General features: G+C 56.2%; 14 protein-coding genes and 1 pseudogene. 8 read left to right on the forward strand and 7 right to left on the reverse strand.

The features are described 5' to 3' along the window. Positions 1-123 precede the first annotated feature (123 nt). The 3 genes from HY868_17305 to HY868_17315 are packed head-to-tail and all read left to right on the forward strand — an operon-like array spanning position 124 to position 2,767. The gene (locus tag HY868_17305) at positions 124-1,332 is read left to right on the forward strand and encodes an aminotransferase class I/II-fold pyridoxal phosphate-dependent enzyme (protein MBI5303898.1); all 1,209 of its coding nucleotides are present in this window, start codon (positions 124-126) and stop codon (positions 1,330-1,332) included. A 45-nt stretch (positions 1,333-1,377) separates the two neighbouring features. Further along, entirely contained in the window at positions 1,378-2,067 is a 690-nt protein-coding gene (locus tag HY868_17310; GenBank protein ID MBI5303899.1) for a CTP synthase, read from the forward strand. A gap of 28 nt (positions 2,068-2,095) precedes the next feature. Continuing rightward, on the forward strand, positions 2,096-2,767 hold the full coding sequence (locus HY868_17315; GenBank protein ID MBI5303900.1) for a cyclase family protein: 672 nt from the start codon (positions 2,096-2,098) through the stop codon (positions 2,765-2,767). 5 nt (positions 2,768-2,772) lie between these two features. On the opposite strand, the gene HY868_17320 is transcribed toward HY868_17315, so the two are convergent. Next, positions 2,773-3,681, reverse strand: a complete 909-nt coding sequence (locus tag HY868_17320) for an EamA family transporter (protein MBI5303901.1) — start codon at positions 3,679-3,681, stop codon at positions 2,773-2,775. Positions 3,682-3,707: 26 nt separating this feature from the next. Beyond that, positions 3,708-4,277 carry a pyridoxamine 5'-phosphate oxidase family protein gene (locus HY868_17325; protein MBI5303902.1) on the reverse strand — a complete coding sequence of 190 codons (570 nt, stop codon included), beginning with the start codon at positions 4,275-4,277 and terminating at the stop codon, positions 3,708-3,710. Positions 4,278-4,359: 82 nt separating this feature from the next. Here HY868_17325 and HY868_17330 point away from each other — a divergent pair, with 82 nt between their 5' ends. Then, on the forward strand, positions 4,360-5,871 hold the full coding sequence (locus HY868_17330; protein MBI5303903.1) for a PLP-dependent aminotransferase family protein: 1,512 nt from the start codon (positions 4,360-4,362) through the stop codon (positions 5,869-5,871). A gap of 58 nt (positions 5,872-5,929) precedes the next feature. Here the strand turns inward: HY868_17330 and HY868_17335 are convergent, their stop codons facing one another. The 5 genes from HY868_17335 to HY868_17355 all read right to left on the reverse strand — a co-directional run bounded on the left by HY868_17335 (position 5,930) and on the right by HY868_17355 (position 11,331). After that, positions 5,930-7,738 (reverse strand): DUF4445 domain-containing protein, encoded by a 1,809-nt coding sequence (locus HY868_17335; protein MBI5303904.1) that lies wholly within the window; start codon positions 7,736-7,738, stop codon positions 5,930-5,932. Positions 7,739-7,848: 110 nt separating this feature from the next. After that, the gene (locus HY868_17340; GenBank protein ID MBI5303905.1) at positions 7,849-9,126 is read right to left on the reverse strand and encodes a hypothetical protein; all 1,278 of its coding nucleotides are present in this window, start codon (positions 9,124-9,126) and stop codon (positions 7,849-7,851) included. Between the two features lies 1 nt (position 9,127). Then, the gene (locus HY868_17345) at positions 9,128-9,763 is read right to left on the reverse strand and encodes a cobalamin B12-binding domain-containing protein (protein ID MBI5303906.1); all 636 of its coding nucleotides are present in this window, start codon (positions 9,761-9,763) and stop codon (positions 9,128-9,130) included. A 51-nt stretch (positions 9,764-9,814) separates the two neighbouring features. Beyond that, positions 9,815-10,621, reverse strand: coding sequence for a dihydropteroate synthase (locus HY868_17350; GenBank protein ID MBI5303907.1), 807 nt, complete (start codon positions 10,619-10,621; stop codon positions 9,815-9,817). An 86-nt stretch (positions 10,622-10,707) separates the two neighbouring features. Then, complete coding sequence (locus tag HY868_17355) at positions 10,708-11,331, reverse strand: DUF1638 domain-containing protein (protein MBI5303908.1); 624 nt, start codon at positions 11,329-11,331, stop codon at positions 10,708-10,710. 406 nt (positions 11,332-11,737) lie between these two features. On the opposite strand from HY868_17355, the gene HY868_17360 reads away from it, so the two are divergent. The 4 genes and pseudogenes from HY868_17360 (at position 11,738) to HY868_17375 (ending at position 15,439) form a co-directional block, all read left to right on the forward strand. Next, a complete protein-coding gene (locus HY868_17360; GenBank protein MBI5303909.1) occupies positions 11,738-12,544 on the forward strand; it encodes a GntR family transcriptional regulator in 807 nt (268 codons plus the stop codon). Next, a complete protein-coding gene (locus HY868_17365) occupies positions 12,545-13,216 on the forward strand; it encodes a cobalamin B12-binding domain-containing protein (protein MBI5303910.1) in 672 nt (223 codons plus the stop codon). 51 nt (positions 13,217-13,267) lie between these two features. Next, a pseudogene (locus HY868_17370) lies at positions 13,268-14,632 on the forward strand (DNA methyltransferase). Between the two features lie 9 nt (positions 14,633-14,641). Beyond that, positions 14,642-15,439, forward strand: a complete 798-nt coding sequence (locus HY868_17375) for an endonuclease (GenBank protein MBI5303911.1) — start codon at positions 14,642-14,644, stop codon at positions 15,437-15,439. The last annotated feature ends 2 nt before the right edge of the window (positions 15,440-15,441 follow it).

Consider the following 15,441-nt stretch of genomic DNA (forward strand, 5'->3'; position numbering starts at 1 on the left):
TCCCCAACCCCACCCTAGCCCTCCCTTGCTAAGGGGAGGGTTGGGAGGAGTGATTGCTTCGTCGCTGCACTCCTCGCAAATGATGCTGAAATAGGTTTTTAAAACAATTCGAGGAGGAACTCGATGAAAGAATTACGCCGCAAGGGATTTGTCACACGCGCCGTGCACGCGGGCGAACGTGCGCTCCAGGGTGACTATACACCGGTTGCCACACCCATTCACCCGACGGTCGGTTTTGTGTACGAAAGCATGGACGATTTGGACGCGATCTTTGCGACGACGCGTGAAGGATACGTCTATCCGCGTTACGGCAGTCCAACCGTCGCCGCATTTGAGCAAGCGATCGCGGAACTCGAAGCCGGCGAAGCGGCGCACGCCTACGCTTCGGGAATGGCGGCGGTTCATGCCGCGTTGTTAGCCGCGGGCGTGCGCGCGGGAACGACCGTGGTCGGCGCGATGGATGTGTACGGCGCGACCTTCACCTTACTGCAACGTCTCTTTTCGCAATTGGGCGCGACCGCGCGATGGGTGGATGTGACCGACCTGGCATCGGTTGAAGCGGCGCTGGCTGAAACGCGTCCTGTTGCGCTGTGGGCGGAAACGATTTCGAATCCCTTGCTCAAAGTGGCTGACATCCCGGCGCTCGCGGATTTGGCGCATCGCTATGGCGCGCAGTGTCTGATCGACAATACGTTCGGCTCGCCGTACTTGTGCAATCCCATCGCGCACGGCGCGGACTATGTCGTGCACAGCGCGACCAAGTACATTGGCGGACATGGCGATGTGATGGCAGGCGTGGTGGTGACGGCGAATAAAAATAAAAGTACGCTGTACGAGTTGAACAAACTCGTCGGCGGAGTGCTCGGTCCGTTCGAGGCGTGGCTGGCATTGCGCGGCGTCAAGACGTTGCCGTTGCGAATGCGCCAGCAGTGCGCGAACGCGGCGCGCATCGCGGAATGGCTCACCCAGCATCCGAAGGTCGCGTGGATTAATTATCCTGGATTGTCGAATCATGCTCAACACGCGTTGGCGCAAAAACTTTTTGGCGCACGCGGCTTTGGCGGAATGGTGTCGTTCGAAATTGTTGGGGCGGATCGCGCCAAGGCATTCCGTTTCATGGAGGCGCTCGAACTATGTCTGCCCGCGACGACGCTGGGCGATATTTACACGCTGGTCTTGCATCCGGCATCGTCGTCGCACCGCGGACTGACACCGGCAGAACGCGCCCAGGTCGGCATCGGCGAGGGCTTGGTGCGAATGTCGGTTGGCATCGAGGATGCCGACGATATTATTGCCGATCTCGCCCAGGCGCTTGACAATGCCGGCATGTAAAATCGTGGGGCAATTTTCCAAAATTGCCAATAAAGGAACTTGCAGATGAAGTACGTTGCTTTACTGGGAGAATTCACGCTGACATCGAAAACACATCGCGCGACGAACGCGGCGACTCAACATTCGTGTGACACGCTCGGCATCGGCGTCGCCGGCGAATGGGTCTCGACCGAGGATATCGCACCTTCTCTTTTCGCGCGCTATTCCGGAATCTGGGTCGCGCCCGGCAGTCCATACAAAAACATGGACAGGGCGCTCTGGGCGATTCAACACGCGCGGGAGAACCGCATCCCTTGCCTGGGCACGTGCGGCGGCTTTCAACACATGATCATCGAGTACGCGCGTAACGCCCTGGGTTTCCAGGACGCGCAACATGCCGAGTACGATCCCTACGCGTCCAATCTGTTCATCTCACGGCTAGAGTGCTCACTAGTTGGACGCGCGATGAAATTGAATTTTGGCGCGGATTCGCATGTGGCGGCGTTCTATGGTGCGCGATCCGCCATCGAAGAGTATTACTGCAACTTTGGCGTGAACCCCGACAAGATGCAATTCTTGACGAGCGGCTCACTGCGCGTCACAGGGTCCGATTCGGAGGGAGCGGTTCGGGTGATCGAGTTGCCGGACCATCCATTTTTTCTGGGCACACTGTTTGTGCCCCAGGCGCGCTCCACGCCCGAGAAACCCCATCCGCTCGTCACCGCGTTTTTGAAAGCGGTTGCTGGTACGGACTAACATTCGCGATGAAAGGGAAATCGCATTCATGGACAAACGCATCAAGTTCATTGATCTGAGTCACACCATCGAGGATGGTCTGGTCACGTACAAGGGGTTGCCCGCGCCGATCATCTGCGATTATTTGAGCCGCGAAAAATCGCGCGCGGTGTACGCGCCGGGGACCGAATTTCAAATCGGCAAAATCGAAATGGTGACGAACACCGGCACGTACGTGGATTGTCCGTTTCACCGGTACGCGGACGGCAAGGATTTATCGCAAATGGGGCTAGAGGCGTTCGCCGACCTCGAAGGCATCGTTGTCCGCGCGGATTATCGTAACTCGTTAGCGGTGGACGCGACGTTCTTCCAAGACAAGGAACTGCGCGGCAAGGCGGTCTTGGTCCACACGGGCTGGGATGTTCATTGGAACACCGACGCGTATTTTCAAAATCATCCCTACGTGACCGAGGATGCGGCGGTGTATTTGCAAACATGCGGCGTCAAACTGGTTGGCATTGATTCGATGAACATTGACAACACGAGCCAGGTCAAGTCCCGCCCCGTTCATTCGATTTTGTTGGCATCGGACATTCTGATCGTCGAGCACTTGTGCAACCTGGGCGAATTGCCCGACGAAGGATTCACATTTAGCGCGGTGCCGCCCAAGTGGAAAGGCGTCGGCACCTTCCCGGTGCGCGCGATGGCGAAACTCAGGTAGCCACTCTAGTCACTCGACTCGACCATCGCGCCCACGATTTTCGTTTGTGGCGCAAATTTGCGATTCACCAAGATCACCCCTGCCAGGATAAGACTCAATCCCAGGATCGCTTCCCATGCAATCGGTTCGCGCAACAACACCGCGCCCCACATCACGCCGAAGATCGGCAACAGATATGTGACCAGCGACGTGCGCGTCGCGCCGGTGTGATTGACGAGCCAGTAGTACAAAATATACGCGACTGCGGTGCCGAGGATTGCCAGCGTGACCAATGCGCCGAGCGCAGGCAACGTTGGACGCAACGTCCACGGACGATCAATGACTATGCTGGGTATCACCATCCACATTGCCGCCGTGCCAAGTTGCCCCGCGGCGGCAAGCACTGGCGACACGCCGCGCAAGGTGCGCCGCGCCATGATCGTTGCAACCGCGTAACTCAACGCCGCGCCGACGACTGCCAGCTGTCCCCAGAATTCGATTTGAATTCCCCCGCGCAATTCCGGCAGGAAAACAATGACGACCCCGACAAATCCGACCAACACGCCAAGCATCTTGGGCATCGTCATGCGTTCGTCGTGCGTCCAATAATGCGCGAGCAAAACGGTGAACAAGGGCATCGCCGCGTTCAAGATGGATGCCAAGCCGCTCGTGATGTGCGTTTCGCCCCAGGTGATCAGCGTGTACGGAATCACGCCGTTCAAAATTCCTAGCGCGATGAACGTCGTCCATAATGCGCGCGTGCGCGGGAACGCTTCGCGGCGAAATCGCATCACGCCGAACAAGACGGTCGCGGCGATCAACGTTCGTCCCAGGACGAAGGTGAACGGCGGAATCTCGGCGACGCCGACTTTGATGAACAAGAACGATGCGCCCCAGATCGCGCCAAGCAAGAATAATATGAACCAGGCAAACATGGGTGCTCCTATTTTTGATTTTCGATTTACGAATTCGCGCTGGACGAAGCATGCGCCGCGTCGTACCAAAACGCGCCCGGAAAATCTTCGGCGACTTGTTTCCGCTTGCCGCTCCATTGCTCGATCTCGATGCGATACACGGCAGTGCGCGCCAATTCTTGCGGCGAAATGGAACGATAATCCATGCCGTACTCGAGATGTGCAAAATATTTTTCGAGGAGCAACTGCAACGCGTGCGCGGCTTCCGCTTCATCGGCGACGACCGACGCGCGTCCGAACACGACGACGCTCGCGTACTCGCTGCTCATGGCGAATGCAGTCGGCGCGGGCAATTGTCGCCCAATCTCGTTGACGCTGAAACAGACGCGCGGGTTGTCCTCAACATCGGTGCGCGTGCGCCCGGCGGGCGCGCCGTGCATGTAGATCGCGTCCGCGGTTTCGTCGAAAACATAGTGCCGGGCGGAGATGTACGGCTGACCCTCGTGGGCGGTCGCCATGATCCCGATTGCCGCGCGATGGAGCATCGCCCGAATCCATGCTTCATCCTCGACAGCGCGGTCTTGGCGTTTGACTTGGGCTAAGGAAATTGTTTTCATGCGCCATAATGTAACCTAAAAGTGGTCTTGACACAAGTGCCATTTTTCGCTAAATTGAAGGTACCACTTTTTGGAGGGCGTTATGGCAAAACGCGCGGCATTTCTTACGCTCGCGGCATTGGATCTCGAACGCGGCACGCCCACCGCGTTGCACCGTCAACTCTATTATCGTTTGAGTCACGCGATTCTTACACATCGGCTCGCGCCTGGCGTGCGGCTTCCGCCGACGCGCGCGCTCGCGGCGGAACTGGGCGTCTCGCGGAACACGGTCGTCAACGCGTTCGAACAACTTTTGGCGGAGGGCTACATCGAGGGCAAGGTTGGCAGCGGGACGTACGTCAGCCACGCCTTGCCCGATCAGGTCCTGCAAGTACGCGCGCAAAGCAGTGCGCCTTCGCGCGCGATGTTGGCGCGCGCCACACTATCCAAGCGCGGCGCGATCATGGCGTCCGCGCCGGCGCGCGATTGGCAGGATAGCGACAAGCCGCGCGCGTTCCGTCCCGGCATCCCCGCACTCGACGAATTCCCCTTTGCGATGTGGCGGCGGCTCGCGCACAAACGTTGGCGCGATCTGCCGCGCGACGCGCTCGGGTACGGCGAACCGGCGGGTTATCGTCCGTTGCGCGAATCTATCGCCGCGTACCTTGGCGCATCGCGCGGCGTGCGGTGCGATCCGGAGCAAGTGATCGTCGTCGCCGGTTCGCAACAGGCGCTTGATCTCGCCGCGCGCTTGCTCCTCGACTCCGGCGATATCGCGTGGATCGAAGACCCAGGTTATCGCGGCGCGCGCGGCGCATTGCTTGCGGCGGGCGCGCGGCTAGTCCCGGTGCCCGTGGACGCGGAGGGATTGCGCGTGGAAGTCGGCGTTGCGAAAAACGCCGACGCGCGCCTGGCGTACGTCACACCGTCGCATCAATATCCGCTCGGTGTGACGATGAGTCTGGCGCGCCGACTGACTTTGTTGGAGTGGGCAACGCATTCGAATGCCTGGATTTTGGAGGATGATTACGATAGCGAATATCGGTACGCGGGGCGACCGCTCACCGCGTTGCAAGGATTGGACAACGCGCAGCGAGTGATCTACATCGGCACGTTCAGCAAGGTGCTGTTTCCCGCATTGCGCCTGGGTTACCTGGTCGTGCCGCCGAACTTGGTGGACGCGTTCGTCGCCGCGCGCGCGATGGCGGATCGTCAATCGCCGACGCTCGATCAAGCCGTGCTCGCCGATTTTATCGCGGAGGGATTTTTCGCGCGGCACGTACGGCACATGCGAACGTTGTACGCGGAACGACGCGCGGCGTTGGTGGACGCTGTCGCGCGCGAACTGGGTGGGCTACTGGAGATTACGTCGGAAGAAGCGGGGTTGCACGTGCTGGCGCGCTTGCCGAAAGGCGTGGATGATCGCGTGATTTCGCGACGCGCGGCGAAGCATAATGTCGAAACACCGGCGCTGTCCGATTATGCGCTCGCGCGTTTGGCGCGCGGTGGACTGGTGCTCGGTTACGCGGCGGTCAACGCGCGCGAGATTCGCGAAGGTGTGCGGCAACTCGCGTCCGCGTGTTCATTCGCGCATCCGCGCAAATCGCGCGAATAATAATGTTCAATGGGTTGGGCGAGCGCATCGCGGCGCAAGAACGATTTCGAAGACTCGTTTATTCCAGGTACGTCGCTTCGGCGTACTTGCGTTGAAAACCGGGAACACTCGCCAACTCGATGTACGCATCGCGCTGCGCGATTTGCTTCGCCAATGCGCGCTGTTCGCGCGAGATGAGCGCGAGGCGCGCGCCCGTGCCTGCCGCATTGCCGACTTGTTTGAACCGCTCCAAAGGTAATCGCGGCAACATCCCAATCGTGACCGCGCTCGACACGTCAATGAAGGTGCCGAATGCGCCGGCGATGATGACTTGCTCGATGTCGTTTTCGGTGAGACCCGCGTCGGCAACCAACGCCTGAATCCCCATGCGGATCGCGCCCTTCGCCAATTGCAATTCGCGTACATCTTTTTGCGAGATCGTGAGCGCGTCCAGTCCTTGACGTTCTTCCTCGCTCACAATCACAAATTCGCGCATCCCACTCTGAACGCGGACGCGCGCGTGATCGCCCATACGACCTTGCCGATCCAGTATCCCATTCAAGCGCAATTGCGCGACCGCGTCCAGCAATCCCGACCCGCACACCCCGACTGGTGCGACGCCGCCAATCGTTTGATACTCTAATTTTTCTTTCGTCAACAACAGATGCTCGATTGCGCCTGGCGCGGCGCGCATTCCGAATTTGATGTGCGCGCCTTCGAATGCCGGACCCGACGCGCATGACACGCTCGTCATCTTGCCGCGATGGTTCAGACAAATCTCGGTGTTGGTGCCGATGTCGAGCGCGAGCACGACGCCTTTCAATTCGGCGAGACGCGTCGCCAAGATCATCGCGACGTGATCCGCGCCGACGTAACCGGCGATGTTGGGGAGCAAATGCACGTACGCGCCCGGCGCAATGTTCAAATCCAGGTCGCGCGCCTTGACATCGAGCGCGGCGCGTGTGGCTGGCACGTACGGCGCGAATCCCAGTTGTTGCACCGGCAAGCGCAAAAAGAGATGGTGAATCGCGGTGTTGCCGACGACGACCGCTTCGACAATCTCGCTTGGATTCGCGCTGATCGTCGCGCACAAATCCGCGGCTAACTGACTCAACGCGTCGGTGAGCAACTTTTGCATGCGCGCGGCTTGAGCAGCTCCTTGACACGCGATGCCAATGCGCGTGACCACATCCTCGCCGTACGAAATTTGCGGATTCATCAAGCCCTGGGATGCGAGCGTCTGTCCAGTTTCCAAATCCAAGAGATAGCCCGCGATCTTGGTCGTGCCAATGTCCACTGCGAGACCGAGCCAACGCGTCGCCGGCGCGCTCACCGCGACGATTTCGTTTCCGCGTAATCCAACGCGAACGCGCCAATTCAAATCGCGCAAGTGTGGCGAGAGCGTTTGCAAGACATGGTAATCAATCGTCCCAGGTTCGACGTGATGCTCGCCGGCTAACGCCGACCAGAGACCCAGGTCGTCCGCACGTGGGTTTTCGAGCGTAGGTGGGGTGAGTTGAATATCGAAAGTACGGATCGGCGGGTCGGGTTGAATTTCAACTTGCAATCCTTCGAGCTGGGTACGTTGCGGGGCGGTGAGTGATTCCGGGGGAACGCGCAACTTGACATCACTTTGTGGAAACGTTTGGCACGCGAGGCGATAACCTCGCTCCAATTCGCGCGGGGTCAAAATATTTTTTTCGTCAACGGTGGGTAGAGAGACTTGCCCAGACACAACCTGGACTTTGCAGCGTTCGCAACTGCCCATGCCACCGCACACGTTGACCAGGTCAACGGCAAGTTGGCGCGCGCAATCGAGCAAGGATTGGTCATGGGGACATTCACCGCGACGTCCCACCGGCTCGAAATCTATTTGAAAAGCCGTCATCGCTTTCTAGAACTCCAGTTGAGGTAAAACGCGGGCGCATAGTGCAGAACAAGTTGCAATGCGCTATGCGCCCAGAACGAATTGTATGCTATTTTGCGAACCGCGCAAAATTAGTACACGCCGTACTCTTTCGTCGCATCTACCCAAACTTTGACGAGGTCTGGTCTGCAACCTTCCATCTCGCCGACGCCGACGCTCATAATATAGCCGCCGCCTTTGCCGACGATCTGGCACAGTTTCTTGGTCAGATCGCGCACTTGGTCTGCGGTACCAGCTTGCAACAACGAGTTAGGCATGCCGCCCATAATGCACATCGTATCGCCGACGATTTCCTTGACCTTGAAAATGTCACTGGACTGGAACAAGCCCGCGGTCTTACCTTTGGGCAACTCTGCCAGATATTTCAGGCGTTGATTCCAAACCCCTTCGTAAAAGACAAAGGGCTGGATGCCCGCGTTGACCAAGCCCACCATCATTGCTTTCAATTGGGGCCAATAGAATTTTTCAAACTGCGGGAGCGACATGAATCCGTCCGAGCCGCGATGCAGCGGAATGAACGCGACGTTGATGCCAGTCGCGCGACTCCAGTTGATCGCGAATTCGAGCTCAAAGCGCAAGACCTTTTCTTGCGCCGCGAGCAATTTTTCCGGTCGGCGGTGCATGTCGAGAAAAATGCCGCGCATCCCGCGCAAGGTGTCGGACATGAAATCGAACGGCGCTTCGATCAGCGAACCCATGAACGTGGGCGGCGCGAATCCCAGTTCGATCATGCGCTGAACCCCGCGGACGGCACGCGCATCGCCGGCTGCTTGCGCTTCGATCGCTTTGGCAAGCGTTTGCAGTGCCTGGACGACGGGCGGCGCTTTGAACACTCCCAGGTTGAACAAACTATAATGACCGAACGCCGCCATACCTAGCGGCGGGAGGACGGCTAGCCCTTCCAGTCGTGGGAAGACGCGGGGCCAATACTTGCGAATGCTCCAATCGGCGGGGTCGTCGAGAAAGGCGTCGTAATCTTCCGCCTTCATGTACTCGCCTTCGACGAACTGGAACGAGCCATTCGGATCCAAACCATGACCTGGGAACTTGGTCATGCGGTCGCCCACCACCAGACCGGGCGCGGGATTATTGAACACGCCCATGATGCTGTCGGGTTGAAAGTGCAACGCCGCCTTTTCCAGCAATTCCAATTCTTTCGCGCCGTTCTCGTGTTGCTCTTGCCGCGTGATGCCGCCCATCTCCGCCAGCATGTAACCCATGCCGAGTTGAATCGGGATACGGTCGGGTTGCTTGAGTTGCAAAGCATCCTGAATGCGCTTGGCGCGCTCGGCAAAAAGTTGCTGAGGACTTTTGCCGACATCTGCGTCTTGAAAAGAATTCGTTGCCATTTTACTTTCCTCCTGCCCACTGCTTGGCGAGCACGACCGCTTCCATCGCATCTTTGCCGAAGGCATCCGCCCCGGCATACTGGCGTACCTGATCGTCCACTGTGCCACCGCCGATCATGATCTTGACATCGTTGCGCAACCCCGCCGCTTTGATCGCGTCCACCGTTTCTTTCATCGAAGTGTACGCCAGCGTGAGAAAACCGCTGAGCGCGACGATGCTGGGTTGGTAACTCTTGACTTCGCTGATGAATTTTTCGATAGGCACATCCACACCCAGGTCTTTCACTTCAAAACCATTCACGTCGAGCATGAACACGACAATGTCTTTGCCGATGTCGTGAATGTCGCCCTTGACGGTGCCGACCAACACCTTCGCGCCTTGCTTGGCGGTTTCCGCGGCGCCGGTGACGCGCGGCTTGACCACGGCGGAGATGGACTTGAGCATCTCGCCGGCGAGGATCAACTCTGGGATGAAATACTTGCCTTCCTCAAATCGTTTGCCGACAATTTCCATCGCGAGCCGGCAATCGTCGAGAATGGTCATGGGGTCGGTCCCATTTTCCAACAATTGCTGGGTGAGCGCAAGGACCTCTTCTTCCTGCATGTCCGCAATCGCGTTGACCAGTTTTTCTGACATACCCTTCTCCTTTGAAAGTGACTTGGGCGCTTGATTCTCGCGCACCCACGTTTAACTCGGTTTGTTTTCCAATAATCCCGCGCGATACGCGCGCGTATAGTTCAAACAGTGCTTGTCGCGACCCAGCAAAAGATTGGCGGCGAGCATCGTCGCTTGCAGTTCGCGGTCGTTCGGATCAATAATCGCGGTATCCATGCCGGCATCGAGCGCGAGCGCCAGAAAAGTTCGATTGATCAACGCGCGCACCGGCAAGCCAAACGATACATTGCTCAACCCGCAAGAAATGTGCGCTTGCGGAAATCCCGCGCGGATCGCGCGCATCGTGTTGAAGGTGATACGGCTCGCTTCGGTGTTCGTCGCAATCGTCATCGCCAACGGATCCACGTACACTTTCTCGTCGGGCACGCCGGCGCGGCGCGTTGCCGCGAACACGTTGCGGATCACGTCGAGCCGCGCGGCAACCGTCGGCGGAATGCCCTTGTCGTCCATGCACAGCGCGATGACTTCACAGCCGAACTCGGCGACGATGGGCAGGATGCCACTCAAGCGCGTTTGTTCGCCACTGATCGAGTTGATCATCGGCGTCTTTTTGACGTGCTTCATCGCGACGCGCAACGCGTTGGGATTCGCGCTGTCCAGGCAGAGCGGCACATCCACCGCGTCTTGCGCGAGTTGGATAAGCCACACCAGGTCGTCCGGCTCGCGATCGGGCGGTGTGCCCGCGTTGACATCGAGCCAATGCGCGCCGCCTCCGACTTGTTTCTTTGCCAGGTTCTGAATGAATTCAGCATTCCGTTCGGCAATCGCTTTCTTAACCTGGGCGCGAGTGCCGTTAATTTTTTCGCCAATAATTTTCATCTACCGCTCCTTCGGAATTGGGACGCGGATGAGCGCGGATGAACGCGGATAAGAATAAAATCTGCGTTCGTCTGCGTCCCCTTGATTTAATCGCGCGCGGGAGGGAAAAAGTGTTCGTACAAAATCGTTTGCCCGGGCGGCACGACGACGAACTCGTCATCCCAGGGTCCAAAGATCATTTTCTTGACGAGCGCGGGCGACCCTTCGATTTCTTCAAAGCGCAGTCCGAACTGCTCGGCGGTGTTGCGCGCGTATTGGCGATATCGTTCGAGCTCGAATTGTCCGGTATTGATAAAACCAAGCCGCGTGTAATTCTTGAGCATCAGATTGATCATGCGCTTTGCTTTGGTCGCGCCATATTTTTCGGCGAGGCGTTTGTACTCTTCGAACGGACTATCGCCGACCTCGATCCAACCTTTCGTGAGATAGTACGTTCCCGGTTCGCGGTTGATCTGCTCTTTGTACGCCGCGCACGATCCCAGAAAAATCGCGATACAATCGTCGGTGCGCGGCACGACGAGCGTGGCAGTGGTCGCGCGGAGACCGATCACCGCCATCGAGCACAAGCCGTAACCCAGCAACACCATATCGGCGTGCGGACTGACTTGCTCGATCTTTTTTTGCAATGTGTTCTTCAGATCGTTGGGGTGAAGGTGAAGACCGAATTCGAGGATATCATACGAGACATCACCGGGGAGAAAGGGGAGCATCTCCTCGATGACCGTCGCGCAAGCGATTACACGAGTGCTAGAGAGATTCCTAGTCGCCATTGTCTTGAATCCACCCCGATTATACACTTATATAGGGAAGTTGTCAAATTGGCTATTATTCAAGTGTTTTTTGATGAGAAAGCGTATTGACATTTTCGTTTTTGTGAATATCCTACAGATATGACAACTACACATCCTTGCGATGGTTCGAGCGGTGTCTTAAATTCAATACCTTCGCCAAATCGTTTTCACCCGTTTTTTTATCCGCGAATAACGCGAATCTCTGCTAATTTTTAAATTCATTCGCGTTATTCGCGGATGAATTTATGATTTTGGCGAAGGTGTTGAAATTGAAATGCGTTTTTGCAACCTTCGCAAGGATGGATGGGCAACCGAGTATTGCAAAATGACTAGAAAAGGGAAACCACTCACCGCGCGGAATCTAAGCGGGCGTATTGATCGCGATTCATATGAGCCGGCGTATGCCCAGCTCGCCAATATCTTGCGCCGACAAGTGGCGACCGGTGTGTTTCAGCCCGGCGACCAGTTGCCTTCCGAATCGCAACTCGTCGGTCGCTTTGATGTCAGCCCGATGACGGTGCGCCGCGCGATCAACCTCCTCGCCGACCAGGGAGTTATCAGCACCGCGCAAGGACGCGGCACATTCGTGCGCGGCGTCGAATTAAGCACGGCGACATTCGGACTCAAAGAATTGCAAAGTCTGTTCAGCAACAAACCACAGACCAACGTCAAACTGCTTGAAGCGCGCGTCGTCACGGCGGATGAACGCACCGCGCGCAAACTCGATATCGCGCTGGGGCAACGCGTCGTCTATATTCGTCGCCTCTTGACGATCGAAAACCAACCGGCGTTTTATCATCGCGAGTACGTGGTGTACGATCCCGCGCGCCCGGTCGTCGAAGCGGAAATGGAAGTGACGTCGCTCCAAGGATTGTTTACCGGCATCGGCGAAACTCTGCTCAAGCGCGGCGAACTCGGCATCGAAGCGACGATCCTCAACGACGAGGAGGCGCGCCTGTTGGAGGTCGCCACACCCGCCGCGGCGTTTTGCATCGAGCATCTTTTCTACGATCTCAAAGAGCGTCCGGTCAGTTGGGGTTGGTTCGTCTGCCATAGCACGCGCTTGCGCTTTACGACCGGCGTGGGCATTCCACGATTGGACGGAATGGATCAACCCAGGAAGGAAAGATAAATGCCGAGCAACGATCAACGCGCCGCATTGATCGCGCATGTGGCTAACTTGGAGGAGAATGCCGTTCTCGATCTCGTGCGCCAACGGTTGACGGAAGGCGAAGACCCCTTGAAGATTGTCGAAGAATGCCAGGAAGGGATGCGCCAGGTCGGCTTGCGTTACGAGCGCGGCGAGTATTACTTGGCGGGTTTGATCATGGCAGGCGAAATTTTTCGCGAGGTGACCGAGATCGTCCAGCCCTTGCTCGAACATCGCATCCGGCAACAATCTTCGGGACGCGTGTTGCTCGGCACGGTACAAGGCGACATTCACGACATGGGCAAGAATATGCTCGCGATGTTGCTGAGTTGCTATGGCTTTACGGTGATTGATCTCGGTGTGGACGTTGCGCCGACGGAGTTCGCCGCGCGCGCGGTCGAGATCAAACCGGACATTGTCGGATTGTCCGCACTGCTGACTTCGGCGCACGAAAAAATGCGCGAGACGGTGTCGCTCTTGCGCGGCGAAGCCAAGCGCACCGGCGCGAAATTTTCGATTATCATCGGCGGCGGACAAATTGATGAACAAGTTCGCACGAACACTGGCGCGGACTATTACGGACAAGACGCGATGATGGGCGTGCGTTTGTGTCAGCGATTGATGACAGAACATTCAATCGTCGTTGACTCGTGATGGAAACGAATGTATACTTTTGGCAGATTATTCGAGAGCCATGATGTTTAGATGAAATCGTTAGAGCAAACCGTTTTGCCGTTTCCCGCAGTCGCCGAGCCAGAAATAATTTCCATCCCCGAAATCAACGGTAAAGCCAACAAACTGGATTCTCAAGACCGTCCATTCCACGAATGGTACCGGTTTGTGCTTTCATTTCCTCCCCATCTTGTGCGCCAATACATTCAGGATTTTGGACTGGATGAAAAAAGCACATTGCTCGATCCTTTCTGTGGAACTGGCACAACATTGGTCGAAGCCAAATTGAATGGAATCCATGCGATTGGATTGGAAGCAAATCCGTTTGCCTACATTGCCAGCTCTGTCAAAACAGATTGGTCGATTGATCCCGATATTTTGTTGGTGCGCGCGCACGATATTGCCGAAGCGGCATCGAAAATTTTGCAGACACAAGGAATTGACGATAACCAAATTCTTCAAGACGAAATCAAAAACTTGACGCTAAGAACGCTCAATCCTGATGCGGCTAAACTTTTGCTAACAGATTCAATCAGCTCATTGCCACTACACAAAACTCTGGTGCTTTTGGATTGCTTGCGTGAATTTGCCAACGAACCATTCTATCGCCATGCCGAATTGGCATTGGCAAACGCGTTGGTATTCAAGATCGGCAATCTCCGTTTCGGACCCGAGGTCGGAGTCGGTGTAAAAAAGCAAGACGCGCCGGTCATTGCAATCTGGTTATCCGAAGTTGGAAAGATTGCGAACGACTTGCGGCGCGTCGCTGGCAAATCCTATCCTGAATGTCAGGTTTACAATGCGGATGCGCGCGCGGTCAGCCATCTCCAATTTAATGGAATCGCGCCTCATTCGATTGATGCCGTGATCACATCGCCGCCGTATCCAAATGAAAAAGATTACACACGAACCACGCGGCTCGAATCGGTCATCTTGGGTTACATCAAAACCAAACAAGATTTGCGCGAACTGAAAAAGAGACTGGTGCGGTCGAATACGCGCGGGGTATACAAAGACGACGACGACGACGAATGGGTGGAAACACCCGCTGAGATTCGGCAGATTGTTGATTCGATTGAAACTCGCCGAATCGCGCTGGGAAAAAATTCCGGTTTTGAAAAGCTGTACGGTCGAGTCACGAGTCTCTACTTTGCGGCAATGGCGCGCCATTTGATCGAACTGCGCCCCTTGCTTAAACCGGGTGCGCGGTTGGCGTACGTCGTCGGCGATCAAGCTTCCTACTTGCGTGTGATGATTCGCACCGGACGATTGCTGGCGGAAATCGCGGAGACGGTTGGATACGAACTCGTTAGAACAGACCTTTTCAGAACGCGCTTTGCGACGGCAACCAAAGAACAATTGCGCGAAGAAGTCGTCATTCTACGTTGGCGAGGAGAAAAAAACGACATGGCAGAAGAAAAGAATCGCTATACTCGACTGATCGAATCCATTTTTTTCACGCATTACCAGGAAGGCGCAACAGAAGTTGAATTTGAAAGATCAGATATCAACCGCGCGGCGGATAAATTGAAGATGGACTTGCCCAAAAACCTGGGCGATGTGCTCTATTCTTTTCGATACCGAACTCAATTGCCGGACAGCATCATCACGAAAGCGCCCTCCGGCTTTGAGTGGGTTATCCGCGCGGCAGGACGATCACGCTACAAATTCGTGCTGGTCATTCAATCTGCCATCGCGCCATCGGATAATTTGGTCGAGACCAAGATTCCGGATGCCACACCTGGGATCATCGTCAAATATGCTTTGAACGACGAACAAGCCGTCTTGGCAAAACTACGTTACAACCGACTCGTTGATATTTTCACTAGGCTTGCCTGTTATTCTTTGCAAAACCATTTGAGGACAACCGTCCCAGGGATGGGGCAAGTCGAAACCGACGAACTGTACATTGGCATTGACAAACGCGGCGCGCAATATGTTTTGCCGATTCAAGCAAAAGGCGGAACCGATCGAATTGGCATTGTGCAAGTTGAACAAGACATCGCCATGTGCGCGGCAAAATTTCCGAACCTGGTTTGCCGTCCGATCGCAGCGCAGTTCATGGAGGAAAATCTGATTGCATTATTTGAACTAGAGCAAACAGATGAAGGCATCAAAGTCGCCGCTGAAAAACATTACAAACTTGTTCATCCGGATGAATTAACGACGGAAGAACTCGAAAAATACAGAACACGTTCAGTCTGATT

Source organism: Chloroflexota bacterium (assembly GCA_016219275.1).
In the GTDB taxonomy this organism is placed as follows: domain Bacteria; phylum Chloroflexota; class Anaerolineae; order UBA4142; family UBA4142; genus JACRBM01.

Coding starts and splice junctions, on each gene's coding strand:
- HY868_17355 (MBI5303908.1), bottom strand. CDS start 11,331: ATGCTCCCCTTTCTCCCCGGTGATGTCTCGTATGATATCCTCGAATTC.
- HY868_17330 (MBI5303903.1), top strand. CDS start 4,360: ATGGCAAAACGCGCGGCATTTCTTACGCTCGCGGCATTGGATCTCGAA.
- HY868_17315 (MBI5303900.1), top strand. CDS start 2,096: ATGGACAAACGCATCAAGTTCATTGATCTGAGTCACACCATCGAGGAT.
- HY868_17335 (MBI5303904.1), bottom strand. CDS start 7,738: ATGACGGCTTTTCAAATAGATTTCGAGCCGGTGGGACGTCGCGGTGAA.
- HY868_17365 (MBI5303910.1), top strand. CDS start 12,545: ATGCCGAGCAACGATCAACGCGCCGCATTGATCGCGCATGTGGCTAAC.
- HY868_17345 (MBI5303906.1), bottom strand. CDS start 9,763: ATGTCAGAAAAACTGGTCAACGCGATTGCGGACATGCAGGAAGAAGAG.
- HY868_17350 (MBI5303907.1), bottom strand. CDS start 10,621: ATGAAAATTATTGGCGAAAAAATTAACGGCACTCGCGCCCAGGTTAAG.
- HY868_17360 (MBI5303909.1), top strand. CDS start 11,738: ATGACTAGAAAAGGGAAACCACTCACCGCGCGGAATCTAAGCGGGCGT.
- HY868_17375 (MBI5303911.1), top strand. CDS start 14,642: ATGGCAGAAGAAAAGAATCGCTATACTCGACTGATCGAATCCATTTTT.
- HY868_17340 (MBI5303905.1), bottom strand. CDS start 9,126: ATGGCAACGAATTCTTTTCAAGACGCAGATGTCGGCAAAAGTCCTCAG.
- HY868_17310 (MBI5303899.1), top strand. CDS start 1,378: ATGAAGTACGTTGCTTTACTGGGAGAATTCACGCTGACATCGAAAACA.
- HY868_17325 (MBI5303902.1), bottom strand. CDS start 4,277: ATGAAAACAATTTCCTTAGCCCAAGTCAAACGCCAAGACCGCGCTGTC.
- HY868_17305 (MBI5303898.1), top strand. CDS start 124: ATGAAAGAATTACGCCGCAAGGGATTTGTCACACGCGCCGTGCACGCG.
- HY868_17320 (MBI5303901.1), bottom strand. CDS start 3,681: ATGTTTGCCTGGTTCATATTATTCTTGCTTGGCGCGATCTGGGGCGCA.